Origin of the sequence: Microbacterium faecale (genome assembly GCF_014640975.1) — a bacterium.
GTDB classification, from domain to species: domain Bacteria; phylum Actinomycetota; class Actinomycetes; order Actinomycetales; family Microbacteriaceae; genus Microbacterium; species Microbacterium faecale.
This window is the reverse complement of sequence record NZ_BMHO01000001.1, coordinates 2,229,644-2,252,816: the sequence shown is the minus strand read 5'-3', so window position 1 is coordinate 2,252,816 and position 23,173 is coordinate 2,229,644. Positions and strand designations below refer to the sequence as shown.

The 23,173-nt window shown below is 65.9% G+C and carries 23 protein-coding genes, 2 tRNA genes and 1 pseudogene; 10 read left to right on the top strand and 16 right to left on the bottom strand.

Annotated features, from left to right (window positions below; translation table 11 throughout):
* Nucleotides 1–4: 4 nt before the first annotated feature.
* From IEW87_RS10665 to IEW87_RS10640, 6 genes are read right to left on the bottom strand one after another with little or no spacing between them, the layout of a single operon-like run.
* A complete protein-coding gene (locus IEW87_RS10665) occupies nucleotides 5–733 on the bottom strand; it encodes a Crp/Fnr family transcriptional regulator (protein ID WP_188712193.1) in 729 nt (242 codons plus the stop codon).
* 48 nt (nucleotides 734–781) lie between these two features.
* Nucleotides 782–1,450 carry a class I SAM-dependent methyltransferase gene (locus tag IEW87_RS10660; protein ID WP_188712192.1) on the bottom strand — a complete coding sequence of 223 codons (669 nt, stop codon included), beginning with the start codon at nucleotides 1,448–1,450 and terminating at the stop codon, nucleotides 782–784.
* Complete coding sequence (locus IEW87_RS10655) at nucleotides 1,447–2,352, bottom strand: NADP-dependent oxidoreductase (RefSeq protein ID WP_188712191.1); 906 nt, start codon at nucleotides 2,350–2,352, stop codon at nucleotides 1,447–1,449. The genes IEW87_RS10660 and IEW87_RS10655 overlap by 4 nt, the downstream gene beginning before the upstream one ends.
* A 35-nt stretch (nucleotides 2,353–2,387) precedes the next feature.
* Complete coding sequence (locus tag IEW87_RS10650) at nucleotides 2,388–2,819, bottom strand: cupin domain-containing protein (RefSeq protein WP_188712190.1); 432 nt, start codon at nucleotides 2,817–2,819, stop codon at nucleotides 2,388–2,390.
* Between the two features lie 15 nt (nucleotides 2,820–2,834).
* Nucleotides 2,835–4,874, bottom strand: coding sequence for a heavy metal translocating P-type ATPase (locus IEW87_RS10645; RefSeq protein ID WP_188712189.1), 2,040 nt, complete (start codon nucleotides 4,872–4,874; stop codon nucleotides 2,835–2,837).
* Between the two features lie 51 nt (nucleotides 4,875–4,925).
* Nucleotides 4,926–5,162, bottom strand: a complete 237-nt coding sequence (locus IEW87_RS10640; RefSeq protein ID WP_017791819.1) for a heavy-metal-associated domain-containing protein — start codon at nucleotides 5,160–5,162, stop codon at nucleotides 4,926–4,928.
* Nucleotides 5,163–5,401: 239 nt separating this feature from the next.
* Here IEW87_RS10640 and IEW87_RS15225 point away from each other — a divergent pair.
* Nucleotides 5,402–5,749 (top strand): annotated as a pseudogene (locus tag IEW87_RS15225) (recombinase zinc ribbon domain-containing protein); the annotation flags it as partial.
* 30 nt (nucleotides 5,750–5,779) lie between these two features.
* Here IEW87_RS15225 and IEW87_RS10630 read toward each other — a convergent pair.
* From IEW87_RS10630 to IEW87_RS10615, 4 genes are all read right to left on the bottom strand, one after another.
* Nucleotides 5,780–6,019 (bottom strand): hypothetical protein, encoded by a 240-nt coding sequence (locus tag IEW87_RS10630; RefSeq protein WP_188712188.1) that lies wholly within the window; start codon nucleotides 6,017–6,019, stop codon nucleotides 5,780–5,782.
* A gap of 304 nt (nucleotides 6,020–6,323) precedes the next feature.
* A tRNA-His gene (locus IEW87_RS10625) sits at nucleotides 6,324–6,399 on the bottom strand.
* Between the two features lie 35 nt (nucleotides 6,400–6,434).
* A complete protein-coding gene (gene orn / locus IEW87_RS10620; RefSeq protein WP_188712187.1) occupies nucleotides 6,435–7,082 on the bottom strand; it encodes an oligoribonuclease in 648 nt (215 codons plus the stop codon).
* 13 nt (nucleotides 7,083–7,095) lie between these two features.
* Nucleotides 7,096–7,167: transfer RNA gene (locus tag IEW87_RS10615), tRNA-Arg, on the bottom strand.
* 113 nt (nucleotides 7,168–7,280) lie between these two features.
* Between IEW87_RS10615 and msrA the strand changes: the two genes are divergently transcribed.
* From msrA to ettA, 3 genes are all read left to right on the top strand, one after another.
* Complete coding sequence (gene msrA / locus IEW87_RS10610; RefSeq protein ID WP_188712186.1) at nucleotides 7,281–7,826, top strand: peptide-methionine (S)-S-oxide reductase MsrA; 546 nt, start codon at nucleotides 7,281–7,283, stop codon at nucleotides 7,824–7,826.
* A gap of 153 nt (nucleotides 7,827–7,979) precedes the next feature.
* Nucleotides 7,980–8,507: a single-stranded DNA-binding protein gene (locus IEW87_RS10605; RefSeq protein ID WP_188712185.1), complete on the top strand. Its 528-nt coding sequence runs from the start codon at nucleotides 7,980–7,982 to the stop codon at nucleotides 8,505–8,507.
* 78 nt (nucleotides 8,508–8,585) lie between these two features.
* On the top strand, nucleotides 8,586–10,268 hold the full coding sequence (gene ettA / locus IEW87_RS10600) for an energy-dependent translational throttle protein EttA (protein WP_188712184.1): 1,683 nt from the start codon (nucleotides 8,586–8,588) through the stop codon (nucleotides 10,266–10,268).
* Between the two features lie 178 nt (nucleotides 10,269–10,446).
* Here ettA and IEW87_RS10595 read toward each other — a convergent pair whose 3' ends face one another.
* From IEW87_RS10595 to IEW87_RS10585, 3 genes are all read right to left on the bottom strand, one after another.
* Nucleotides 10,447–11,370 carry a glycine betaine ABC transporter substrate-binding protein gene (locus tag IEW87_RS10595; protein WP_188712755.1) on the bottom strand — a complete coding sequence of 308 codons (924 nt, stop codon included), beginning with the start codon at nucleotides 11,368–11,370 and terminating at the stop codon, nucleotides 10,447–10,449.
* Between the two features lie 114 nt (nucleotides 11,371–11,484).
* Entirely contained in the window at nucleotides 11,485–12,447 is a 963-nt protein-coding gene (locus IEW87_RS10590) for an ABC transporter permease (protein WP_188712183.1), read from the bottom strand.
* The gene (locus IEW87_RS10585; RefSeq protein ID WP_188712182.1) at nucleotides 12,447–13,763 is read right to left on the bottom strand and encodes a quaternary amine ABC transporter ATP-binding protein; all 1,317 of its coding nucleotides are present in this window, start codon (nucleotides 13,761–13,763) and stop codon (nucleotides 12,447–12,449) included. The genes IEW87_RS10590 and IEW87_RS10585 overlap by 1 nt, the downstream gene beginning before the upstream one ends.
* A 292-nt stretch (nucleotides 13,764–14,055) precedes the next feature.
* Here IEW87_RS10585 and IEW87_RS10580 point away from each other — a divergent pair, with 292 nt between their 5' ends.
* Complete coding sequence (locus tag IEW87_RS10580) at nucleotides 14,056–15,309, top strand: SufS family cysteine desulfurase (RefSeq protein WP_188712181.1); 1,254 nt, start codon at nucleotides 14,056–14,058, stop codon at nucleotides 15,307–15,309.
* Nucleotides 15,306–15,746: a Fe-S cluster assembly sulfur transfer protein SufU gene (gene sufU, locus IEW87_RS10575; RefSeq protein WP_188712180.1), complete on the top strand. Its 441-nt coding sequence runs from the start codon at nucleotides 15,306–15,308 to the stop codon at nucleotides 15,744–15,746. The genes IEW87_RS10580 and sufU overlap by 4 nt, the downstream gene beginning before the upstream one ends.
* Here the strand turns inward: sufU and IEW87_RS10570 are convergent.
* Nucleotides 15,732–16,571, bottom strand: a complete 840-nt coding sequence (locus IEW87_RS10570) for an acyl-CoA thioesterase (RefSeq protein ID WP_188712754.1) — start codon at nucleotides 16,569–16,571, stop codon at nucleotides 15,732–15,734. The two genes, sufU and IEW87_RS10570, sit on opposite strands and share 15 nt — an antisense overlap.
* 54 nt (nucleotides 16,572–16,625) lie before the next feature.
* Here IEW87_RS10570 and IEW87_RS10565 point away from each other — a divergent pair, with 54 nt between their 5' ends.
* The gene (locus tag IEW87_RS10565; protein ID WP_188712179.1) at nucleotides 16,626–17,282 is read left to right on the top strand and encodes a DUF8185 domain-containing protein; all 657 of its coding nucleotides are present in this window, start codon (nucleotides 16,626–16,628) and stop codon (nucleotides 17,280–17,282) included.
* 47 nt (nucleotides 17,283–17,329) lie between these two features.
* Here the strand turns inward: IEW87_RS10565 and IEW87_RS10560 are convergent, their stop codons facing one another.
* A complete protein-coding gene (locus IEW87_RS10560) occupies nucleotides 17,330–17,719 on the bottom strand; it encodes a globin (protein ID WP_188712178.1) in 390 nt (129 codons plus the stop codon).
* Nucleotides 17,716–20,280, bottom strand: a complete 2,565-nt coding sequence (gene pepN / locus IEW87_RS10555; protein WP_188712177.1) for an aminopeptidase N — start codon at nucleotides 20,278–20,280, stop codon at nucleotides 17,716–17,718. The genes IEW87_RS10560 and pepN overlap by 4 nt, the downstream gene beginning before the upstream one ends.
* 172 nt (nucleotides 20,281–20,452) lie before the next feature.
* Between pepN and IEW87_RS10550 the strand changes: the two genes are divergently transcribed.
* The 3 genes from IEW87_RS10550 to IEW87_RS10540 are packed head-to-tail and all read left to right on the top strand — an operon-like array spanning nucleotide 20,453 to nucleotide 23,172.
* Nucleotides 20,453–21,655, top strand: coding sequence for a ferrochelatase (locus IEW87_RS10550; RefSeq protein ID WP_188712753.1), 1,203 nt, complete (start codon nucleotides 20,453–20,455; stop codon nucleotides 21,653–21,655).
* 20 nt (nucleotides 21,656–21,675) lie between these two features.
* Nucleotides 21,676–22,173, top strand: coding sequence for a ribose-5-phosphate isomerase (locus tag IEW87_RS10545; RefSeq protein WP_188712176.1), 498 nt, complete (start codon nucleotides 21,676–21,678; stop codon nucleotides 22,171–22,173).
* Between the two features lie 3 nt (nucleotides 22,174–22,176).
* Nucleotides 22,177–23,172, top strand: a complete 996-nt coding sequence (locus IEW87_RS10540; RefSeq protein WP_188712175.1) for an Fpg/Nei family DNA glycosylase — start codon at nucleotides 22,177–22,179, stop codon at nucleotides 23,170–23,172.
* The last annotated feature ends 1 nt before the right edge of the window (nucleotide 23,173 follow it).

The following is a 23,173-nucleotide window of genomic DNA, read 5'->3' as shown; positions in this document are numbered from 1 at the left end:
GTTCTCAGTCTCTCTTCGAGAGGGTTGAGAGTGCGGTGAGCGCGGTCACATCAGTGATCGTGATCCGCCCCTGTTCCTGTTGTGAGATCACCCCGGTGTCGGTGAGTTTGCGAAGTTGCCGACTGAGGGACTCTGGTGTCGTGGACAGGAGCGAAGCGATGTCCTTCTTTGCGAGCGGCAGCGTCACGTCGATGGCTCCTCGCGGCCCTGGCGTCGCAGGGAGCGAGAGCAGGTAATCGGCGAGACGAGAGCTCACGTTTCCCAAGACGACAGAAGCCAGTCGCGCCTCAGTATCATCCAAGCGCTGACTCACTCCTTGCAGCATGCGCAGCCCGATGCTCGGATGCTTCTCGACGAGACGCCCGAGATCGGCATGACGGAACACGCACAGTTCGGTATACACGAGCGCTTCTGCTGCGTGATCGGGTCTCGTGCCGGCGAGAAACGCGGATTCTCCGATGAAGTCGCCCGGCCCGAGGACCCGGATCACCTGCTCGTGCCCAGCCGCACTTGTGCGAGCGATCTTCACCTGACCGGTGTGCACCACCATCAACTGCGACATCTCCGAGCCTGCTGTATACGCCTGCTCGACAGCGTCTAATCGGACGGTACGTGCAAATCCCGCAACTTCCACTTGCTGCGCATGTGTGAGCCCTTGAAACAGCGGTACACGGGCCACGCAGAGATCATTTGCTGGATCAGCATCCACATCGGTTGAAACAGCCAACGGCATCCTTCCCTTCCCTTCTAGTATGGCGACTCGTGGCACAACACACGCGCTTCAGCTGAAGCCAGGGGTGGCGCGTGCAGTGATGTACGCGTGTGGCGTCCGCGGGTTCGAGCGCTGCCCGATCACCTCGAACCCGGCGTGGGTGAGGGCTTCGACCATTTTGTTCATCGGCCACCGGTATGCGGCGGCGATCGGATGGTCGAATGCCTCTAGCCGCGGCCCCGCGAAAAAGGACATCAGCAGCGATCCGCCGTCACCCAGCCGAGTGCGCAGTGTTGCGAGCGCGTGTAGAAGCTCTTCTGAGCTCATGTGAATGGTCGAATACCAGGCGAGGATCCCGCCCCAGCGGGTCTCGCAACGGGCGAGATCTTCGATGGAATCGTGATGGAACACAACCGCGGGATATCTGGCTCGGGCAATCGTGATGAGGCGATCCGATGGCTCGAGCCCTTCCACCGTGTGTCCGAGGCGTGCGAGGTGACCGGTCCAACGCCCGGTACCCGCGCCGACATCAAGAATGGGGCCATCGACTGCCGCGGCCCACGGCTCGATGACCGCACGGTCAGGGTCATCCGGTGAGATCTCGGCGCCGAGAATGCCCTCGATATCAACCTCAGGCGACCCGTATGCATCGGCCACCCGGTTTATTAAGGCCACAGGATCAGACGTCCGTGCTGCTGTGAATACGGCGTCCGTCGGTGCCTCAGGCCGCTGGGTCATGGTTCGATGATCACTTTGCCAGCAGTGTGCCCAGCCTCCACCATGGCGACGGCCTCCGCAGCCCGATCGAGACTGTACCGGTCCGTCACCTGCGGGTCGACGAGACCGTACTGGGCGACGCCGGTGACCTTCTCGAGCCCTTCACGCGTGCGCACCACCGCTACGCCACCGAGTTGCTGCAAGGTGGTCGGGTCTGCGGTACTGATGATGACGCTCGGGTCTTTGGCGACGACCGCGAGATCACGAAGCGCCTGCCCACCGACCAGGTCGATGAGCACATCAACACCCTCCGGCGCGATGGCACGCACCCGGTCAGCCGCACCCTCCCCGGAGGCAACGAACGTCGCACCGGTCGACTCCACCAGTTCCTGCTTCGCTGCACTGGCCACACCGATGACCGTGAACTTGTGCACATTGCCGATCTGCGCCGCCATCAGCCCGACCCCACCTCCGGCGCCAAGAATCAGCATCGTCTGACCAGGTTCCAGCTCGATCTGATGCGTCACGTCATACGCAGTCGCCCCTGCGACAGGCAGTGCTGCAGCGTCAGCAAAGGAAAGCTCTTCGGGCTTCTGGACGGTTTGTGCCGCATCCAACACCGTGTGCTTCGCGAACGTTCCCTGTCCTTTGGCCGCGAGGCCGAGCACCATGTCACCGACAGCGAAGTTCTCGACCTCTGCGCCTACGGCGGTGACGACACCGGAGGCCTCTCGGCCCATCGGTGCGGGAAGCGGCCAGTGGGAGCCCATCTGCCCCGCACGGATCTTCCAGTCAGCAGGGTTCACCCCGGCCGCTTTCACTTCGATCGCGAGCTCTCCAGGCCCAGGCGCCGGAGCGGGGCGTTCAACGAGTTCCTGCGTCTCGGGGCCGCCATAGGCGGCGAAGACCAGCGCTTTCGACATTATTGACTTCTCCTCATTCTCCAGGTGAGTGACACTTACGTGGTTGCCTGTGGCGGAGCGTCTTCACCCGAAGCCTCTGCCGCATCAGCGAGTTCCTTCGTGGCATACTCCGCGTCAATTGCGTGCTCCGGAGGTGAATAGACGGTGTAGAGCACCAAAGGCTCATCGCCAGTGTTGCGGAAGTTGTGGCGAGTACCGGCCGGGACAGCGCACAGGTCGCCAGCATCAACGGTGTGCGTCTCGCCGTCAAGGTCGGCCTCTCCGCTGCCCGACACAAAACTCAGCAACTGGTCGGTGGTGTCATGCACCTCGTCGCCGATCTCCCCGCCCACCGGAATCGTCATCGCAACGAGTTGGGAATGCTTTCCCGTCCAGAGCACCTGACGAAAAGTCGTGTTTGCTTTCGCGACCTCGTCGATGATGAAGTGCGTCGCCTTCTCGCCGACGCTGAACTGGTTCTCACTCATGTGTGTGGTCCTTTCTTAAGATGGAAGTTCGGATGAACTCTGGGCCGTGGCGGGTTCGACCGGGCGGCCTGTTTCATGTGCGGCTCGGGCGCGTTCACTCCTCGACAACGCAGTGGCTCCTTGGGTGTTGCGCAGCAGGCGCATCGCGTTGAGGATTACGATGAGCACCGATCCCTCGTGCACGAGCATGCCGATAGCCATCGTGACACCCCCTGCGAAGACCCCGACGAGCAGCACGACAACGGTGATGAGCGCGATCCAGATGTTCTGGCGCATGACGTTCACGGTGCGTTTGGCGAGGCCGATTGCTTCGGGCAGTTTCAAGAGGTTGTCGCCCATCAGGGCAATGTCTGCCGTCTCCACGGCCACCGCTGAGCCCGCTGCACCCATGGCAACACCAATGTCGGCGGTCGCGAGGGCCGGGGCGTCGTTCACGCCGTCGCCCACCATCGCGACCGTGTGCCCCTCGCGCTGCAACCGCGCGACAGCGTCGAGCTTGTCCTCGGGTAGCAACGAAGCATGGATCTCATCGATACCGACCGCCTCACCGATGGCTTCGGCGACAAGGCGCGTATCTCCGGTGAGCATCACCACCTTCTGCACCCCGCTAGCGTGCAAGCGCCTGATCATCTCGGGGGCATCCTCGCGGATCTTATCTGCGACACCGATTACGCCAAGCACGCTCTCATCGACCGCGACAATCATGGGGGTCTTGCCTGCCGCTGCCAGTTTGTTCGCAGCCACAGCCGCCCCCGCGTCGTTCACGATCCCGTACTGTTCGAGCAGCGGCACGTTACCGATGAGTACCCGCTTGCCGTGAGCGTCGGCCACGATCCCCTTGCCCACGACCGGTGTGACCGATCCCGGAAGGCCCTCGGGGGCCACTCCTTCTTCTCGTGCATTGTCGAGGATCGGGCGGGCAAGTGGGTGCTCGGACCCTGCTTCTGCGGCGGCTGCCCAGCGAAGCACCTCGCGCCGATCCGCTTCAGGATTGAGCACAACGATGTCGGTGAGTACCGGGCGGCCCTCGGTGAGAGTCCCCGTCTTATCGACTGCGACGGCCGAGATCTTGGCCGAGGTTTCGAGGTACTCGCCGCCCTTGATGAGAATCCCGTTGCGGGCCGAGCGGCCGATTCCCGCTACGATCGCCACGGGAATCGAGATGACGAGCGCGCCCGGGCAACCGATCACGAGCAACGTGAGGCCGAGCACTACGTCACCAGAGATGAGGCCCGCCGCAAGCGCGAGTACCATCACCGCGGGCGTATACCACTTCGAGAATCGGTCGATGAATGCCTGCGTTTTCGCTTTCGCATCCTGCGCTTCTTCGACACGGTGAATGATGCGCGCGAGCGTCGTGTCGGCTCCGATGCCGGTCGCCATGACCTGTAGGAATCCGCCCCGCGAGATCGTGCCCGCAAACACGTGATCTGACTTCGTCTTTTCGACAGGGATCGACTCACCCGTGATCGATGCCTCGTCGATCGCTCCGGTGCCTGACACGACCTGCCCGTCGACGGGAACTTTCGCTCCGTTCTTTACGAGCACGATCTCGCCCATGCGCACCTGATGTGCGGCGATCTCGACCTGCTCACCGTCGCGCATCACGACTGCAACGTCGGGGGCCACCGCGACCAACTCAGCGAGCGCTGCACGGGTCTTGTTCATCGTGCCGGCTTCGAGTGCGTGACCGATCGCGAAGAGGAACGTCACGGCGGCAGCTTCCCAGAAGTTGCCGATGAGTGTCGCGCCGATCGCTGCAATCGATACGAGCAGGTCGATACTGATGAACTTTACGAGCAGTGCCCGGACGGCCTTCACGACGATTCCGTACCCCGCGACAATTGCTGCGGCGAGCATGAACGCGTTCGCAAGGGTAAACACATGACCAGAACCGTGGGCGTGTTCGCCAGCGTCGATCCACCATTGCGGACCGACCGTGACGTTCCAGCTGCCGCCGAAGAGCTTTTCGACGCCGAACGACACGAGAATGAGGAGGCCCGAGACAACGGGAATGAACCAGTTGCCATACCGCCACTTACGGAACGCGTTCACGAATGTGCCGCCTTTCGAATTGGTGAACTTAGTGCGTGAGGAGCCGTTTGGCTAGAACGCGGAGGCCTTCGACTTATAGCCGGCCTTATCGACAGCAGCAATGAGATCGTCGACGGAACTTCTTGTCTCATCGTGGTCGATCTCAACGCGACCCGAGGCGAAGTGCACCGTCACGTTCTCGACGCCATCGAGCTTGCCGACCTGCTTCTCGATCTTGGTCACGCACGACGGGCACGAGAAACCCTCGGCGCGCAGCAGAGTGTGGGTGGTGTCAGTAGCGTTCGCCATGATGAGTCCTTTCGCTTCACCCCGAAACGGGGATCGACCAGGAGGTTCCTGGCCTTCACGACCCAGAATATTGTGTTGACAGAGCCTCAGCCTTGACCTAGATCAAGTCGTGCTCGGAGCTCCTCTCTGTGGCTCACCAGCTACTTGGGTGCTGTGAGTCGCTTCTTGGTTGATCTGTTGGGCGCCATGAAGGTCTACAAGACCGGACTGATCCGTCAGCAAGGCCCTGGCGGACGGTCGAGCAGGTCGAGCTTGCGACCCTCGAATACGTGTGGTGGTGGAACCAGGAGCGGCTCCACGGGGAACTCGATATGCGTACTCCGATCGAGGTCGAACAGGCGTACTACGCTGAAACTGAGACGCTTCTGTCACCGACCGGCCGACAGGGAAACCGGTCGGAACAAGAACCAGGCCAATTCAACCTGAAGGGCACCGTCTACTGCGGTCAGTGCGGCGAGCGGCTGATCATCACGAACGCGAAGAACCGGCACGGCAACGTCTACCCGTACTTCGTGTGCTCGGGCAGGCACTCTGGCAAGACCGAGTGCACAAGGCAAGCGATGCTTATCGAAGATGTCGAGCGGCTCATCGAGAAGTACTACGAGATGATCGAAGTGTCACCCGGGATGCGGCAAGACCTCGCTGGAAAGATCCACGCAGACTTCGACCTGCTCATGGCGAACGAGACAAAAGAACTCTCGCGACTCACAAGCGAACGGGACCGGCTCGACGACGAACGGATGAAGCTGTTGCAAGCCCACTACGCGGGTGCGATACCGATCGACCTGTTGAAGCAGGAACAGGATCGCATCGCGGATCAGATCGGAGACATTCAGCACCGAATTGAAGCGCACCACGATGAATATGCGTCAGCAAGGGCAAACCTCGACGACTCGCTCGGGCTGCTTGCCAACATCGTCAGCGTGTATGAGCGTGCCGATGACGCAAACCGGCGACTGTGCAATCAGGCGTTCTTCCACCGGATCTTCATCGAGGAAGGCGGGGATGTCCGCGTCGAATACGAACGCCCCTTCGGTTCACTTTGCGATACCGAGGAGCAGATGAACGCTCTGAACTGGGCCGCGGAAGCGAAGAAGAAGGGAGAGGTTCAGACCGGACAAAGAGTGGTTACTCTTGTCGAGGGTTTGAACCTCTCCCATTTGGGGTGGCTGACGGGGCTTGAACCCGCGACCCCCGCGACCACAACGCGGTGCTCTACCGACTGAGCTACAGCCACCATGCCGCCCCTGACGGGGCAACCACACTATCTTGTCATAGGTTCTGGGCGAACTCGCTCACGACATTCTCAGCGACCGCGCGTGCCTCATCGGAGGTGGGTCCGGGGTCGCTGACGAACGCCGTGCGGCGGTAGTAGCGCAGCTCGCGGATCGACTCGAGGATGTCCGCGAGTGCGCGGTGCCCACCGTTCTTCTCGGGTGAGGCGAAGTAGACGCGCGGCAGCCAACGTCGCGAGAGCTCCTTGATGCTCGAGACATCGACGTTGCGATAGTGGAGGTGTTGGTCGAGCTTCGGCATGTACTTCGCGAGGAACATGCGGTCAGTGCCGATCGTGTTCCCCGCGAGCGGCGCCTTGCGCTCTTGCGGGACGAACCGGCGCACGTAATCGAGAACCGCCTGCTCGGCCTCGGCGACCGGGAGGCCGCTCGCGAGTTCGCGGTCGAGGCCGCTCGTCGCGTGCATGTTCGCGACGAACTCGCCCATGTTCTCCAGCGCGGCGGCGGAGGGCTTGATGACCAGTTGCAGACCGGGATCGAGGATCTTCAGTTCGAAGTCGGTGACGACGACCGCGATCTCGACGAGTTCGTCAATCGTGGGATCGAGGCCCGTCATCTCGCAGTCGATCCATACGAGCCGGTCGTTCTCCGCTGCGCCCACCGTCGACACTCTTCCTTCTGTCATCCCGTTTGATCAGTCCCCCAGGGGCGATTCGAACACCCGACCAAAGGATTAGAAAGCCTCTGCTCTTCCACTGAGCTACTGGGGGTCTGCGATCAAGATTACCGGTTGCCTCCGAAACGGCCGAGTCGGCGTCCGGGCGCGTACCGTGGAGGGTGGCGACCATGCGGACCGCCGACGGCTTCGGTGAGGAGATGGATCATGCAGACCTACGTGCTGGCCGGTGGATGTTTCTGGTGTCTCGACGCCGCGTATCGCGCGCTGAATGGCGTCACGGAAGTGGTCTCCGGCTACGTCGGGGGAGCGACGGAGCACCCCACGTACGAGCAGGTGTGCTCCGGATCGACGGGTCATGCGGAGGCGGTCGCGGTGACGTTCGATGAGAACGTGATCCCCACCGAGGTCATCCTCGACGCGTACTTCACGATGCATGATCCTCGTCAGCTCAATCATCAGGGCGCCGACACCGGCACGCAGTACCGCTCCGCGATGTTCTTCGCCGACGACGACCAACGCCGGACGTTCGAGACGTCGCGTGAGCGAGCGACGGATCTGTGGGACGCGCCACTGGGCGAGACCGAAGGCACGATCGTCACGACGATCGATCCGCTCGAGCGCTTCTGGCCAGCCGAGGAGGTCCATCAGGACTTCTTCGCGAAGAACCCCGGCCAGGGATACTGCCTTGCCGTCGCGGTGCCGAAGGTCAACAAGGTGCGCGCTCGATTCGCGGAGTACGCGCGCGCCTGACTCGCGCGTGTCGCGGTCGGGATCCGGCGCGTCCACAGACGCGAATGTGCCGCGATTCATCCACATTGTGTGTCTCGTCGTCGCGACGCGGCGACGATGCTCAGCATCCTGAGTCCACGGGCCGAAGGTCGGTCCGAGGGAAGGGATGGAGACATGACCGAGCACATTTCGATCATCGGAAACGTCGGAACCGAGCCGAGCGTCGAGAAGACGAACGCGGGCGTCACCTACACGAGGTTTCGAGTGGGCTGCAGTCAGCGGATCCGTGATCACGAGACGGGCGAATGGCGCGACGGCGAGTCGAACTGGTACAACGTCTTCGCGTACGGCACGCTCGCGGAGAACGTGATCAAGTGCGTCGGCAAGGGGCGACGGATCCTCGCTACGGGAACGTTGCGCGTCCGCCGGTGGGAACGCGATGAGCGATCGGGGACGAGCGTGGACCTCACCGCCGAGGCCATCGGGCCGGATCTGCGCTGGGGGAAGGTGACGGGATTCGAGCGCACCGTCGGCGGCCGCAAGCGCGAGGACCGGGCGGACGGCGAAACGAGCGACGACCAGTGGCTCCCGCCGGTCGACGCGGCGGAGACGTCCGCGGAGGCCCCGGAGAGCGTCGCCGACGATGCCGTGGAATCGGCGGATCGCGAGCGGACGAAGGAAGAGGTGCCCACGCCGTTCTGAGCGGCGGGGCGCCGGGCGTGGCCCGAAGTGTGCGCGGCCCGGAATCCCGCGGCGCGCTCCCGTACACTGGTCATCAATATGGCTGAGTACATTTACCAGATGGTGCGCGCCCGCAAAAAGGTGGGCGACAAGCTGATCCTCGACGATGTCACGATGTCGTTCCTGCCCGGAGCGAAGATCGGCATGGTCGGTCCCAACGGCGCCGGAAAATCAACGATCCTCAAGATCATGGCCGGTCTCGACCAGCCCTCGAACGGCGATGCGGCGCTCACGCCCGGGTTCTCGGTCGGGATCCTCATGCAGGAGCCCGAGCTGGACGAGTCGAAGACCGTCCTCGAGAACGTCCAGGAGGGTGTCGGCGAGATCAAGGGCAAGATCGACCGGTTCAATGAGATCTCCTCGCTGATGGCGGAGCCGGACGCCGACTTCGATGCGCTGCTCGAGGAGATGGGCAAGCTCCAGGAGGACATCGACAACGCCGACGCGTGGGACCTCGACGCCCAGCTCGAGCAGGCGATGGACGCACTGCGCACACCTCCGGGCGACGCCAAGATCGAGCACCTCTCGGGCGGTGAGAAGCGCCGCGTCGCGCTCTGCAAGCTGCTGCTCGAGAAGCCCGACCTGCTGCTGCTCGACGAGCCGACGAACCACCTCGACGCCGAGAGCGTGCTCTGGCTTGAACAGCACCTGAAGGCATACTCCGGCGCTGTCATCGCGATCACTCACGACCGGTACTTCCTCGACCACGTCGCGGAATGGATCGCCGAGGTCGATCGTGGCCGGCTGTACCCGTATGAGGGCAACTATTCGACCTACCTCGAGAAGAAGGCCGAGCGTCTCGACGTACAGGGCAAGAAGGACGCAAAGCTGCAGAAGCGTCTCCGGGACGAGCTGGAGTGGGTGCGGTCCAGCACCAAGGGGCGTCAAGCGAAGTCGAAGGCACGTCTCGCTCGATACGAGGAGATGGCTGCGGAGGCCGAGCGCACCCGCAAACTCGACTTCGAAGAGATCCAGATCCCGCCGGGACCGCGTCTCGGCAGCGTCGTGATCGAGGCGAAGAACCTCGAGAAGGGGTTCGACGACCGAACGCTCATCAAGGGTCTGAGCTTCAGCCTGCCGCCGAACGGCATCGTCGGCGTGATCGGTCCGAACGGCGTCGGCAAGACCACGCTCTTCAAGACGATCGTCGGCCTCGAGCCGCTCGACGGCGGCGACCTCAAGGTCGGCGAGACGGTCAAGCTCAGCTACGTCGACCAGACGCGTGGCGGAATCGATCCCGAGAAGAACGTGTGGGAGGTCGTCTCCGACGGCCTCGACATCATGATCGTCGGCAAGACCGAGGTCCCCTCGCGCGCCTACGTGTCGAAGTTCGGCTTCAAGGGGCCTGACCAGCAGAAGAAGTCCGGCGTGCTGTCCGGCGGTGAGCGCAACCGTCTCAACCTCGCGCTCACGCTGAAGCAGGGCGGCAATGTGCTGCTGCTCGACGAACCGACCAACGACCTCGACGTCGAGACCCTGCAGTCGCTCGAGAACGCGCTGCTGGAGTTCCCGGGCTGTGCCGTGGTCGTCACGCACGACCGGTGGTTCCTGGACCGCATCGCGACGCACATCCTCGCGTATGAGGGCACGGCGGAGAACCCTGCGAACTGGTACTGGTTCGAGGGCAACTTCGAGGCGTACGAGCAGAACAAGATCGACCGCCTCGGACCGGACGCCGCGCGTCCGCACCGCACCACCCACCGCAAGCTCACACGCGATTGAGTCGAGAGCGGAACGAGCTCGCTCGTTCCCGCCGAGCCGATTGAGTGTGTTGACGAGCGAAGCGAGAAACACGCGCGATTGAGTCGAGAGGGGACCGAGCTCGCTCGGTCTCCCGACAACTCAACGACAGAACGCCCCCGGGATCAGATCCCGGGGGCGTTCTGCTGGTGCGAGGAGATTACTCCGTGATGATCGTCTCGTAGGCGTCGGGGTTCGCCTCGAGCCACTGCGTGATGGCCTCGGACTTGTCGGACTCGCCCTCGAACTCGTTCACGACAATGTCCTCGAGCGAGCCGTACTGGGCGTCGTCGAGCTGAATGCCTTCGATGTACTCGGCGGCCTCCGGGAACTCGTCCGAGAAGCCCGCGGTCGCGAGGAAGTGCAGGGCCTCCGACTCGCCCATGCCGCCCTTCGGGTCCTCGAGGTCCTTCACGGGGAAGGCGTTGTTGGCCCAGAACGGACGCCACAGCGTCACGACGATGTCCTCTTCGTTCTCGATCGCGTCGTCGAGGGACGCGAGCATCGTCGCGGTCGACGACGTGACGAGCTCGTACTCGCCGTCGAGACCGTACTCCGGCATCATCACGGTCTCGGTCTGGTTGGTGAGACCGGCGCTCGGCTCGATGCCCATGATCTCGCCGTCGAAACGGTCGGCGTTGCCCTTGAGATCTTCGATCGAGTTGATGTCGTCCATGTACTCGGGGACCGCGATTGTGAGCTTCGCGTTGTCGTAGTACGCGCCGAGGTCTTCGAGCTGGTCGCCGTACTCTTGCATGTAGTCACGGTGGGTGAGCTCTGACCACGCCGACGGGTAGATGTCGACGTCGCCGTTTGCGAGTCCGGTGTACAGAATGGCTGCCTCGGTGAGCTCCTCGAACTCGACCGTGTAGCCGATCCGCTCGAGCTGGTCCTTGAGCAGCCAGGCGGTCGACAGGCCGTCGGTCCACGACGGCAGGAAACCGAGCGTGATCGTGCCGAGGTCTTCGCCGTCGCCCGACGCGCCGTCGTTTCCGGATCCTTCTCCGTCACTGGCGCAGCCAGCGAGCATGAGGCCTCCGGCGAGGCCTGCGGCAACGAGGCCAGTGAGCTTACGCTTCTTCATCATTGTGTGATGTTTCCTTTCCTCCTGCGCCCACAGGCGCCGGACGTTCGGGATCGTTCCGGGGGAGGGCCCCGGAAGGACGAGCGGAGGAACTCCGCTCGAGCTGTGTGGATATTAGAAGCCCGCGCGGCGTGGGCCCTTCGCTTCGGAGAGTTCGGCCGCCGCTGCGGCCGCCTCGGCGTCGGCGCGAGCGTCGCGCACTGCCGTCTGGCGGCGGCTGAGAGTACCGAGCAGCGAGCCCCGGTACTCGGCGGGGTTGCCGAGCGCGGCCGTCACGCGGTCGAGGAAGACCGCAAGGACCACCACGCTGAGGCCCGCTTCGACGCCGAGCGGGATGTTGAGAGTGGAGATCGCCGCGACGACTTCCTTACCGAGGCCGTTCGCGCCGGCCATACCGGCGACGACAGCCATCGAGAGAGCGAGCATGATGACCTGGTTGATGCCGGCCATGATCGTCGGCGTCGCGAGCGGCAGCTGGATCCCGCGAAGGACCTGGCCGGGGGCCGCGCCGAAGGCCTGTCCGGCCTCGACGGTCTCGCTGTCGACGCCGCGGATGCCCAGTTCGGTCATGCGCACGCCAGGCGGCAGCGAGAACAGGATCGTCGCGAACACGCCCGGCACGAAGCCGACGCTGAAGAAGGTCACGGCGGGGATCAGGTAGACGAAAGCGGGCATCGTCTGCATGAAGTCGAGCACGGGCTTGACGATCGCGCTGAACGTGTCGTTACGCGCGGCGAGGATGCCGAGGGGAACGGCGATGACGATCGCGATGACGGTGGCGATCAACACGAGCGCGAGCGTGAGCATCGCGTTCTCCCACTGGTTCATGCCGACGACGAGCAGCATGGTGACCACGGTGCCGACCGCGAGCTGCCACGACCGGATGATCCAGCCGATGAGAGCGAGGACGGCGATGAGTACCAGCGTCGGCGTCGCGACGAGCGCCTCGGCGAGGCCCTCGACGAGGAAGCCGGTGACGACGTTGATGATGTCCAGCAGCCAGCCGAAGACATCCTTGAACCAGTCGAGAGCGAGGTCCGCCCAGTCGCCGAGCGGAATGCGGAAGTTCTCGAGCATCAGCGGGCCTCCTCGCTTCCGGCGATATGTGCTTCGACCGGTTCGCCGTCCGCACTGACGGCAAGCAGTTCATCCACGACGGTGGACGGGACGGGGTGCGTCGGGAGGGTGATCTCCTCGGTCGCGTTCGGGCCCGGACCGAGCGCGGCGAGCAGCGTGACGCGGGGGATCACCCCGACGAGCTTGTCGTCGGCGTCCGTGACGGCGACCGCGAGCTTCGACTCGACGGCCGGCACGAACAGGTCGACGAGGACATCGTCGACGTTCACGGCCAGCGCGTCGTCTCGGATGATCCCCTCGATCGAGCGCTCGCCCTTGCGGACGAGAGTGAGCGCATCGCGGTCCTCGACGGTGCCGAGGAGGTGCCGCTCTCGGTCGATGACGTACGCCGCACTGGAGTACGCGTCGCGCATCGTCTTCAGCGCGGCGCGGGGGCCGGAGGTCGACGAGACGACCGCGACCGGGCGCTCCATGACGTTCGACGCCGTGAGCACGCGCGCGCGGTCGACGTCCTGCACGAACTGCTCGACGTAGTCATTCGCCGGGTCGGTGAGGATGTCTTCCGGTGTCCCGATCTGCACAATGCGTCCGTCGCGCATGACCGCGATGCGGTCGCCGAGGAACATGGCCTCGTTGAGATCGTGGGTGATGAAGATGATCGTCTTCTGCAGCTTCTGCTGCAGTTCGACCAGCTGCTCCTGCATCTCACGGCGGATGAGCGGGTCGAGCGCGCTGAACGCCTCGTCCATGAGCATGATGTCCGTGTCGGCGGCGAGGGCGCGGGCGATGCCGACGCGCTGCTGCATGCCGCCCGAGAGCTGGCTGGGGAACTTCTCGCCCCATCCGGTCAGCCCGACGAGGTCGAGCATCTCTCGGGCCTTGTCGAGCCGCTCGGGCCTTCCAACGCCCTGCAGCTCGAGGGGATAGGCGACGTTGTCGGCCACCGTGCGGTGCGGCAGCAGCGCGAAGTGCTGGAACACCATCGAGATGTGGTCGCGTCGGGTGTCGCGCAGCTTCTTGTCGGAGATGTCGGTGATCTCCTGGCCGTCGATCGTGAGTCGGCCGTCGGTCGCGTCGTGCAGGCCGTTGATCATGCGGATCAGGGTCGACTTGCCGGAGCCGGACAGCCCCATCACGACGAAGATCTCGCCGCGCCGCACCTCGAACGACGCATCGATCACGGCGGCGGTGACACCGTCAATATCATCGCGCGCGGCTCCCTTTTTGAGCTTGTCGACTGCTTCATGGATGCGTCGGCCGAAGACCTTGTAGAGTCCCTCGGCACGGACCAGCACCTCGTTGACGTTTTCAGTCACGTTCTCCTGCGACGAGCGCGCCCTCTGACGCAACACGCGCGCTCGGCCCCCGGGTTGGCGGATCGTTGATAGATCATCGCCGGCGGCCGTGTCGGACGCGTCACCGCGAGCGGAATAAAGGATATCGGTTGCGTGTCGACATCCCTACAGCCTCAGCATACGCATATCTCCATGGGAGTCCTCAAACGAGAGCGGCGCACGCGCTCGACGTTATGTAATCGTGAGGGCGGAGCCGGTGCCCCCTGAGATGCGAGAAGATGGAAGACACCCCCGTCGATCAGGAGTCCCGCGAATGCCCACACTGCTCGGAGCGTCGTTGCGCGACGACTTTCCGTACTTTGCCGCGCACCCCGGCGCCGTCTATCTCGATTCCGCCGCAACGGCACAGCGGCCGGCCGCTGTCATCGACGCGGAGGCGAACTTCGTGCGCAGAGACTACGCGGCGGTGCACCGCGGATCCTCGATGGCAGTCGGCGAGGCGACCAGCGCGTTCGAGGACGCCAGGGCGCGGGTCGCGTCGTTCGTGGGCGCAGGTGAAAGCGAGATCGTGTGGACGCAGAACGCGACCGACGCGCTGAACATCATCGCGCTCGGGATGTCCGACGCCTCCGCCGGGCTCGGCGACCCGCGCTTCGCGCTGGAATCGGGTGACGAGATCCTCGTCACGGAGGCGGAACACCACGCGAACCTCATCCCGTGGCAGCGGCTCGCGGCGCGGACCGGCGCGGTCCTGAGGTGGGCGCCCGTCGATGAGCGTGGCGTGTGGACCGTCGACGGCATGCGCGAGGCGATGAGTGACCGCACGCGCGTGATCGCGTTCTCGCACGTGTCGAACGTCACCGGCCAAATCGCCCCGGTGGCGGACATCGTCGCCCTCGCTCGGGAGCGCGACGCACTCACGGTGCTCGACGCGTGTCAGTCGGTGCCGCACATGCCGGTCGACCTCGCCGACCTCGGCGTCGACTTCGCGGCCTTCTCAGCGCACAAGATGCTCGGCCCGAACGGCATCGGCGCCCTCTACGGTCGTGCCGAGCTGCTCGACGCGCTGCCGCCCGCGCGCACCGGCGGATCCATGATCACGGTCGTCTCGATGACGGAAGCCGAGTTTCTGCCCGCGCCCAACCGGTTCGAGGCGGGCACCCAGCCGGTGAGCCAGGCCGTGGGATTCGGAGCGGCCGTCGACTATCTGACCCGGCTCGCCATGTCGGCGCTTGCCCGGCATGAGCACGAGATCGGCGGTGCTCTGCTCGCCGAGATCGCCGCGGTCCCGGGCGTGCGTGTGGTCGGCCCGCGGCAGGGCGAGACGCGCGCCGCGCTCGTGAGTTTCATCGTCGACGGCGTGCACGCGCACGACGTCGGCCAGTTCCTCGACGACAGGAGCATCACTGTGAGGACAGGACATCACTGCGCACAGCCGCTGCACCGCGCGCTCGGGACCCCGTCCACGACGCGCGCGAGCGCGGGCGCCTACTCGACACTCGACGACGTCTCGGCGCTCGGCGCGGCGCTCCGTGAGGTACGTGGATTCTTCGGAGCGGACCGATGAGCGGCGGCCTCGAGGCGATGTACCAGGAGCTGATCCTGGATCATGCCAAGACCCCGGAGGGGAAGGGCGATCCGTCGCAGCACCCCTTTACGCACCACGAGCTGAATCCGTCGTGCGGCGATGAGATCACGCTCGGCATCACCGTGGAGGACGACCGGATCACGGGGCTCGCCTGGGACGGCCAGGGCTGCAGCATCTCGATGTCGTCGGCGTCGATCATGAGCGGACTGCTGACGGGCGCGACGCGCGACGAGGCTCAGACGCGGATCGACCAGTTCCGCGAGATGATGCGCTCGCGCGGAGCGGGGGAGCCCGCGGAGGAGCTCGAGGACGCCGCGGCGTTCCAGAACACCGCGAAGTACGTCATGCGCGTCAAGTGCGCGATGCTCGCGTGGGTCGCGCTCGAAGCCGACCTCAAGACCTCACGCGTCGCCTGAGATCGGCACCCGCATCATGATCTCCTGAGCGATGCTGGCGACAAGCGCGCCGTCGCGGGAGTAGAGGCGCCCGACGTTCATCCCGCGCCCGCCGCGCGAGACCGGCGACTCGGCGACGTAGAGCAGCCAGTCGTCGGCGCGTGCCGGGCGGTGCCACCAGATCGCATGGTCGAGGCTCGCGCTCTTGAGCCCCTCGGTGCGCCAGGAGATGCCGTTCGCGCGGAGCGAGGACTCCTGGATCGTGAAGTCGCTCATGTACGCGAGGGCGGCCTGCTGGAGCCGCGGATCGTCGCCGAGGTCGCGCTTGACGCGGAGCCAGGTTGCCTGGTGCGGCGCCTGCGACGACGTCTCAGCGAGTACCGGGCCGAGTACGCGCCGCGCCTCGATCGGATTGCGGCGCATGATCCGCGCGTCGTCCTGGGGGCTGGTTCCCGACGCGTCGATGTCTTCGGGAGCGGGCACTGTGGGCATCTCGACCTGATGCGAGAGCCCGGGGTCGTCCTGTTGGAAGGAGATGATGCCGCTGAAGATCGGCACCCCGTCCTGGTACGCCTGCACCCGGCGGCGCGCGAAGGAACGGCCGTCGTGGATCCGGTCGACCGCGAAGGTCGTCGGCAGGCGCACGTCGCCGGCGCGGAGGAAGTAGCCGTGGAGCGAATGCGCGGGGCGGTCGGCGTCGACGGTGCGCGTCGCGGCGACGACGCACTGCGCGACGACCTGACCGCCGTAGACGCGTCCGCCGGGCATCGGGTGCGAGTCGCCGACGAAGATGTCCTCCTCGGTGCGCGCGGCGCTTTCGTCGAGGCGCAGCACGCCGAGCAGCATCTTCACGGGGTCATTCGGATCGTCCTCGACTGTCACGCGCCTAGTCTAGAGAGGATGAATGAGCGACTCGTACTGGCGGATCCCGAATCGGCGCGGGACGCCCTCACCTTCGCCGGACGCTCGACGCGCGTCGGGGGAGAGGGCGTGCGCCTGCAGGCCGAGAACGGCGTGCTCGTGATGACGGCGGCAGCGCTCGCACCGCGCGGCCTGCTCGACCGCACGCCGACGGTGCTCGCGATGCGCATGCTGCACGCGGATCCGGAACTCGTGTGCGACGTGGTCGTCGAGGAGCTCACCGAGACGTCGGATCCGGGTCAGCTGCAGCTTCCGCAACAGGGCCTCGCGCCAGCGTGGGCCGGGGTCGCCCCGCCGCGCGGCGGCTGGAAGCAGACGGGCGAGATCGCCTCGCAGACACTCGCGACGCGCGCGCAGTGGGGCATCGCCGCCGTCGCGCACCAGGTGCCGACCAACGCGGGCGAGGATGCGGTGCAGGCGGTGCGCGGATCCGTGTGGGGGCCAGAAGACGACGACCTGGGCGGACTGCCGCTCGGCGTCGCGTTCGCGGCGTTCTCGTTCGGCTTCATCGCGGGCTCAGAGAACGCCCGGGTGTTCAGATCGGGACGCTGGACGCGAGTCTCACTCGCGCGCGGCCACGTGCTCTCGCGCGGCCCGGCGGTGTCCGGACTGACCGCGGTGCGCGCGACGGGGTAGCGCGTGTCTCACAATCGCTCGCGACGGGTCCAATGACGAGACACGCCCTAACGCTCGAACGTGTTCACCATCGCGAAGGCCGCGCGTTCCAGATAGTCCCACAGCGTCGCCTCGTGGAGAGGCGAGAGCTCGGCTTCGTCGACCGCGACTCGCATCGCGCGCAGCCACCGGTCTCGCGCGCCCGGCGTGATGCGGAACGGCTGGTGACGCAGCCGCAGCCGAGGGTGGCCGCGCGTGTCGCCGTAGGTGCTCGGGCCGCCCCAATACTGCTCGAGGAAGAGGCGGAGGCGATCGGCGGCGGGGCCGAGATCCTCCTCCGGGTACATGTCGCGCAGCTCCGGGTCGTTGGCGACCTCGCGGTAGAACACCTCGACGAGGCGTCGGAAGGTGTCGTGTCCGCCGACCTGCTCGAAGAACGTAGGGGCCGCGTCCGTCATCGCTCTTCGTCGGCCTCCGCGTCACGGTTCTGCGCGTCGATGGCGCGCTCGACTCCCGCGAGGTTCTCGGCGATGATGCGGCGCAGTCCGGCGGGGGCGTCGCCGTGCTCGCGGAGCCACTCGCGCGTCGCGTCGCGCAGCTCGGCGTTCGCCAGCGGGGCCGGATAGAGCAGTTCCACGAGGTATGACGCGATCTGGAAGGTGCGCTCGCGCCACACGCGCTCGACCATGGTGAAGTACGGTCCGACGAATCCGGCGAGGTCGTCACGCGAGGCGGCGTGGACGAAGCCAGCCGCGGCCGAGCGGATCACGGTGTTCGGCAGCTCGTCGCTGTCGACGAGCGCGGCCCATTCGACCTGCTTGCTGTCGTGGCCCGGCAGAGCGGCGCGCGCTTGCGCGGCCATCTCGGATCCCTTGGAGGTGTTGTCCTCCTCGAGCGCCCGCGCGATCTCCCTGCGATCGACCTTGCCTCCCGCGGCGAGCGACACGAGCAGCTGCCACGAGAGGTCGTGGTCGATGTCGAGGCCGTCGAGGGCGATGTCGCCACCGCGCAGCTGCGCGACGCGATCCCAGTGCTCGTCGGTCGACGCCGCGAGCGCGAAGGCGGTCGCGAGCTGCAGCTGCAGGTCGCTTCCCGCGTCGGCGTGCTCCAGCAGCCGCCACAGTCCGTCGGCGACGCGGCGCCGCTGCGCATCCCGTGTCTCCGGCGCGACGTAGGAGGCCGCGGCGAGTCGCACCTGCCCGAGGGTGGTCCGGATCGTCGTCGACTCGGTCTCGGATCCGATCCCGCGCAGGACGAGCTCGATGTAGTCGCGCGCGGCCATCTCACCGTCGCGCGTCATGTCCCAGGCCGCGCCCCAGACGAGCGACCGCGCGAGCGGATCCGCGATGTCCGCGATGTGCTCGATGGCGGTGGCGAGGCTCGTGGAATCGAGACGGATCTTCGCGTACGTCAGGTCGCCGTCGTTGAGGAGGACGAGATCACCGCGGTTGCGGCCCACGAGCTCCGGCACTTCGGTGAGATCGCCGTCGATGTCGGTCTCGACCGACTCGGTGAGCACGAGCGCGCCGTCCTGCAACGAGTAGAAGCCGATGCCCAGCCGGTGCGGACGGATTGTCGGATAGTCAGCGGGAGCCGTCTGCGTCACCGCGAAGCGCCGGATGACGCCGTCGACGTCCGTGTCGATGACGGGGGTGAGCGTGTTCACGCCCGCGGTCTCGAGCCACTTCGCGGACCACGCCTGCAGGTCGCGTCCGCTCGTCGCCTCGAGCTCCGTGAGGAGGTCGTCGACGGTCGTGTTCTGATAGGCGTGCTTGCGGAAGTATGCACCGACGCCCGCGAAGAACTCGTCGATCCCGACGTAGGCGGCGAGCTGCTTGAGGACGGATCCCCCCTTCGCGTAGGTGATGCCGTCGAAGTTGACGAGGACGTCGTCGAGGTCGCGGATCTCCGCGACGACGGGGTGTGTCGACGGCAGCTGGTCCTGCCGGTAGGCCCACGTCTTCTCCATCGCGTTGAACGTCGTCCACGCGGATGTCCACTCGGTCGCCTCGGCGGTCGCCATCGTCGACGCCCACTCGGCGAACGACTCGTTGAGCCAGAGGTCGTTCCACCACTTCATCGTGACGAGGTCGCCGAACCACATGTGGGCGAGCTCGTGCAGGATCGTCACGACGCGGCGCTCACGCACAGCGTCGGTGACCTTGCTGCGGAAGACGTACACCTCGGTGAACGTCACGCAGCCGGCGTTCTCCATGGCTCCCGCATTGAACTCCGGCACGAACAGCTGGTCGTACTTGGCGAACGGGTAGGGGACGCCGAACTTCTCCTCGTAATAGGCGAAGCCCTGCTTGGTCGTCCTCACGATCTCGTCGGCGTCGAGGTCGCCCCAGAGGCTCTTGCGGGCGAACACGCCGAGCGGGATCGTGCGCCCTTCGCTATTGACGAGCTCGTCACGGAACTCTTCGTACGGGCCCGCGACGAGCGCCGTGATGTAGGAGGAAATGCGCGGCGTCGGCTCGAAGCCCCATGTGGCCGATCCGCCGCCCTCGTGCGGGATCGGCTCCGGCGTCGGCTGGTTGGAGATGACCTTCCACTCCGTCGGAGCCGACACGGTGAACTGGAATGTCGCCTTCAGGTCCGGCTGCTCGAACACCGCGAACACGCGGCGCGCGTCGGGAACTTCGAACTGCGTATAGAGGTACACCTCCCCGTCGACGGGGTCGACGAAGCGGTGCATGCCCTCGCCCGTGTTGGTGTACTCGCAGTCGGCGTCGATGATGAGCTCGTTGCTCTCCTCGAGCCCGTCGAGCGCGATGCGGGAATCCGCCCACACATCCGACGGCGCGAGCTCGCGACCGTTGAGGGTCACCTCGCGGACCTCGCGGGCGATGAGATCGATGAACGTCGCCGCCCCGGGCGTCGCGTCGAAGCGCACAACGCTGCGCGATCCGAATACCTCGGCACCCTTGGTCAGGTCCAGCGTGACCTCATAGCTTCGGGTCTCGACGATCGCACGGCGCTCTTCTGCCTCGGCGCGTGTGAGGTTCTCTCCAGGCACTTGTCATGCTCCCATTGCGTTCTTCGGGGGTCGGCCCTGGCGCGTTCGGCGCCCCAGGCAGCTGGTACAGCCTACGTCGCCCGCATGGGACACGGATGACATCGCACGCGATGTCGCGAACTGCGCGAATCCTCAGGCTCGACTTCTACACAGGTGAGAAGATGGGCGCGTGATGAGTGTGCCCGCTGATTCCGCCGTCCCGTTCGCCTCTTCCGCTGCCCGTTCGGGCGCGCCATATGTCGAGACTCCCGTCGCCTATGACGCGGTGCTGCTCATCGGCTTCGGCGGACCCGAGGGGCAGGATGACGTGATCCCATTCCTCCGCAACGTCACGCGCGGGAGGGGGATCCCCGATGAGCGACTCGAAGAGGTCGCGACGCACTACCGCCACTTCGACGGGGTCAGCCCGATCAACGACCAGAACCGCGAGCTGCAGAAGGCGCTGCAAGACGAGATCGACCGCCGCGGTCTCGCTCTTCCCGTCTACTGGGGCAACCGCAACTGGACGCCCATGCTCGACGATGTCGTGCGCGGCGTCTACGACGATGGGCACCGCACCGTGCTCGGCCTCGCTACGAGTGCCTACAGCTCGTACTCGAGTGACCGACAGTACCGCGAGGACATCGCGCGCGTTCTCGGATCCGAGGAGGGCACCGGCCTGGGCGAGGGGGCCGATCCGATGACGATCGACAAGGTGCGCCTCTTTTTCGATCACCCGGGCTTCGTCGAGCCGTTCTACGAGGGCATTCGCGACGCTGTGAGCGCATGGCTCGACGCGGGGCGCCCCGCGCGCGAGATCCGCCTGCTCTTCTCGACCCACTCGGTACCGATGGCCGACGCCGAACGGTCGGGCCCGCCGGAGGGCGACTTCGGGCCGGGTGGCGCTTACGTCGCGCAGCACCGCGCCGTCGCCGAATACCTGATGGGCCGCCTTCGCGACGAGATCCCGGACGCCGCCGAGACCGACTGGTCGCTCGTGTTCCAGTCGCGCTCGGGCCCGCCCTCGCAGCCGTGGCTCGAGCCCGACGTCAACGATGTGATCGCTGGCCTCCCGGAAGACGGGGTCACGGCCGTCGCCGTCGTCCCGCTCGGATTCGTCAGCGACCATATGGAGGTCATGTGGGACCTCGATAACGAGGCGAAGGAATCGGCCGAAGAGGCCGGCCTCGCGTTCGCGCGCACGCGCACGCCCGGCAGCCACGCCGCATACGTCTCGGGTCTCGTCGACCTCATCGAGGAGCGCCTCAACGGCACGCCGGCGGCCGCTCGTCCGCACGTGACGCCGCTCGGCCCCTGGTACGACGTCAGTCGTGCCGGCAGCGACGAGAACGTCCGCCTCGGCTTCCGCCCGGCAGCCGCGGGCCTCGCACCCTAGGGCACCCTAGGATTCTCGATATGCGCATCCACATCGCGACCGACCACGCCGGCCTCGAGTTCTCCACCGATCTGCAGCGACACCTGCTCGAGCAGGGGCACGAGGTCATCGACCACGGCCCCACCGAGTACGACGCCCTCGACGACTATCCGGCCTTCTGCATCCGGGCCGCGCAGGCGGTTGTGTCGGATCAGACCGCGGGCGTGACCGCGCTCGGCGTCGTGTTCGGCGGATCCGGTAACGGCGAGCAGATCGCCGCGAACAAGGTCGCCGGTGTCCGCGCGGCGCTCGTCTGGAATCTCTCGACGGCCGAGTTGGCGCGCGAACACAACGACGCGAACGTCATCGCGATCGGCGCTCGGCAGCACTCCGTCGAGGAGGTCTTCGCGCTCGTCGACCGATTCGTGGCGACGCCGTTCTCTGACGAAGAGCGTCACGCACGACGCATCGCGCAGGTCGGCGCGTTCGAGCGCGACGGCTCCCTGCTGAACGGCCCCGCGCCGCGCGTGCGGAGCTAGTCCGTGCCCGAGGGCCACTCCGTCCACCGCATCGCTCGCCAGTTCTCGCGGAACTTCGTCGGGCGCCCCATTGCGGTCTCGAGCCCGCAAGGCCGCTTCGTGGAGGGCGCGGCGATTCTCAACGGACGCGAGATGATCGACGCGCGCGCCGTGGGGAAGCAGATGTTCCTCGAGTTCGAGGGCGAGGTGTGGCTACGCGTGCATCTCGGCCTCTACGGCGCGTGGGATTTTGCCGGGGATATCCTCGTGGATGCGACGATCGCGGCCGCGAACGGACGCATGGGGCAGACCAACCAGCGCGGAACCGAACTCGATGAGCCGGTCTTCGACGACGCCGGAGAGAACTCGCTCGCCTCAATCGGCGCCCCGCGGAAGACCCGCGTGCACGTGCGCATGTCGGAGCAGACCCGCGATATCGACGACGCGGACGAGTGGCCGCCGCCGGTCGTGGGCCAGGTGCGTGCGCGCCTGATGACAACAGAGGCATGCGCGGATCTGCGCGGGCCGACCGCCTGTGTCGTCGAGACGCCGGAACAGATCCGCGCGGTCATCGACCGCCTCGGTCCGGACCCGCTCGTCGGCGACCCCGCCGAGAACGAGGAGCGCTTCGTCGCCGCCGTGCGTCGGCGCGCCGTCGCGATCGGCCAGCTGCTGATGGACCAGGCCGTCGTCAGCGGTATCGGCAATGTCTACCGCGCCGAGATGCTCTTCCGTGCCGGGCTCGACCCCCACACGCCGGGAAAGTCCGTACCGGAAGAGATCGCGCGAGGGCTCTGGCGCGATTGGGTGGCGCTCCTCGAGATCGGTGTGCAGACCGGCCAGATGATGACGATGGACGGCCTGGCCGACGACGCGTGGCGCCGCGCCATGGCGAGTCGCGACGACCGTCACTGGGTGTATCACCGCGCCGGCCTCCCGTGCCGCGTGTGCGGCACGGAGATCCTGCTCGAGGAGATGCAGGCCCGCAAGCTCTACTGGTGCCCGACCTGTCAGGAGTGAA

Bases quoted from the DNA above. Each gene is read 5' to 3' on its own strand.
- orn (WP_188712187.1), bottom strand. From the start codon at position 7,082: ATGACAGAAGGAAGAGTGTCGACGGTGGGCGCAGCGGAGAACGACCGG.
- IEW87_RS10605 (WP_188712185.1), top strand. From the start codon at position 7,980: ATGACCGAGCACATTTCGATCATCGGAAACGTCGGAACCGAGCCGAGC.
- IEW87_RS10590 (WP_188712183.1), bottom strand. From the start codon at position 12,447: ATGCTCGAGAACTTCCGCATTCCGCTCGGCGACTGGGCGGACCTCGCT.
- IEW87_RS10565 (WP_188712179.1), top strand. From the start codon at position 16,626: ATGAATGAGCGACTCGTACTGGCGGATCCCGAATCGGCGCGGGACGCC.
- IEW87_RS10650 (WP_188712190.1), bottom strand. From the start codon at position 2,819: ATGAGTGAGAACCAGTTCAGCGTCGGCGAGAAGGCGACGCACTTCATC.
- sufU (WP_188712180.1), top strand. From the start codon at position 15,306: ATGAGCGGCGGCCTCGAGGCGATGTACCAGGAGCTGATCCTGGATCAT.
- IEW87_RS10580 (WP_188712181.1), top strand. From the start codon at position 14,056: ATGCCCACACTGCTCGGAGCGTCGTTGCGCGACGACTTTCCGTACTTT.
- IEW87_RS10655 (WP_188712191.1), bottom strand. From the start codon at position 2,352: ATGTCGAAAGCGCTGGTCTTCGCCGCCTATGGCGGCCCCGAGACGCAG.
- IEW87_RS10545 (WP_188712176.1), top strand. From the start codon at position 21,676: ATGCGCATCCACATCGCGACCGACCACGCCGGCCTCGAGTTCTCCACC.
- IEW87_RS10640 (WP_017791819.1), bottom strand. From the start codon at position 5,162: ATGGCGAACGCTACTGACACCACCCACACTCTGCTGCGCGCCGAGGGT.
- IEW87_RS10660 (WP_188712192.1), bottom strand. From the start codon at position 1,450: ATGACCCAGCGGCCTGAGGCACCGACGGACGCCGTATTCACAGCAGCA.
- IEW87_RS10550 (WP_188712753.1), top strand. From the start codon at position 20,453: ATGAGTGTGCCCGCTGATTCCGCCGTCCCGTTCGCCTCTTCCGCTGCC.
- IEW87_RS10665 (WP_188712193.1), bottom strand. From the start codon at position 733: ATGCCGTTGGCTGTTTCAACCGATGTGGATGCTGATCCAGCAAATGAT.
- IEW87_RS10570 (WP_188712754.1), bottom strand. From the start codon at position 16,571: ATGCTGCTCGGCGTGCTGCGCCTCGACGAAAGCGCCGCGCGCACCGAG.
- ettA (WP_188712184.1), top strand. From the start codon at position 8,586: ATGGCTGAGTACATTTACCAGATGGTGCGCGCCCGCAAAAAGGTGGGC.
- IEW87_RS10560 (WP_188712178.1), bottom strand. From the start codon at position 17,719: ATGACGGACGCGGCCCCTACGTTCTTCGAGCAGGTCGGCGGACACGAC.
- msrA (WP_188712186.1), top strand. From the start codon at position 7,281: ATGCAGACCTACGTGCTGGCCGGTGGATGTTTCTGGTGTCTCGACGCC.
- IEW87_RS10595 (WP_188712755.1), bottom strand. From the start codon at position 11,370: ATGAAGAAGCGTAAGCTCACTGGCCTCGTTGCCGCAGGCCTCGCCGGA.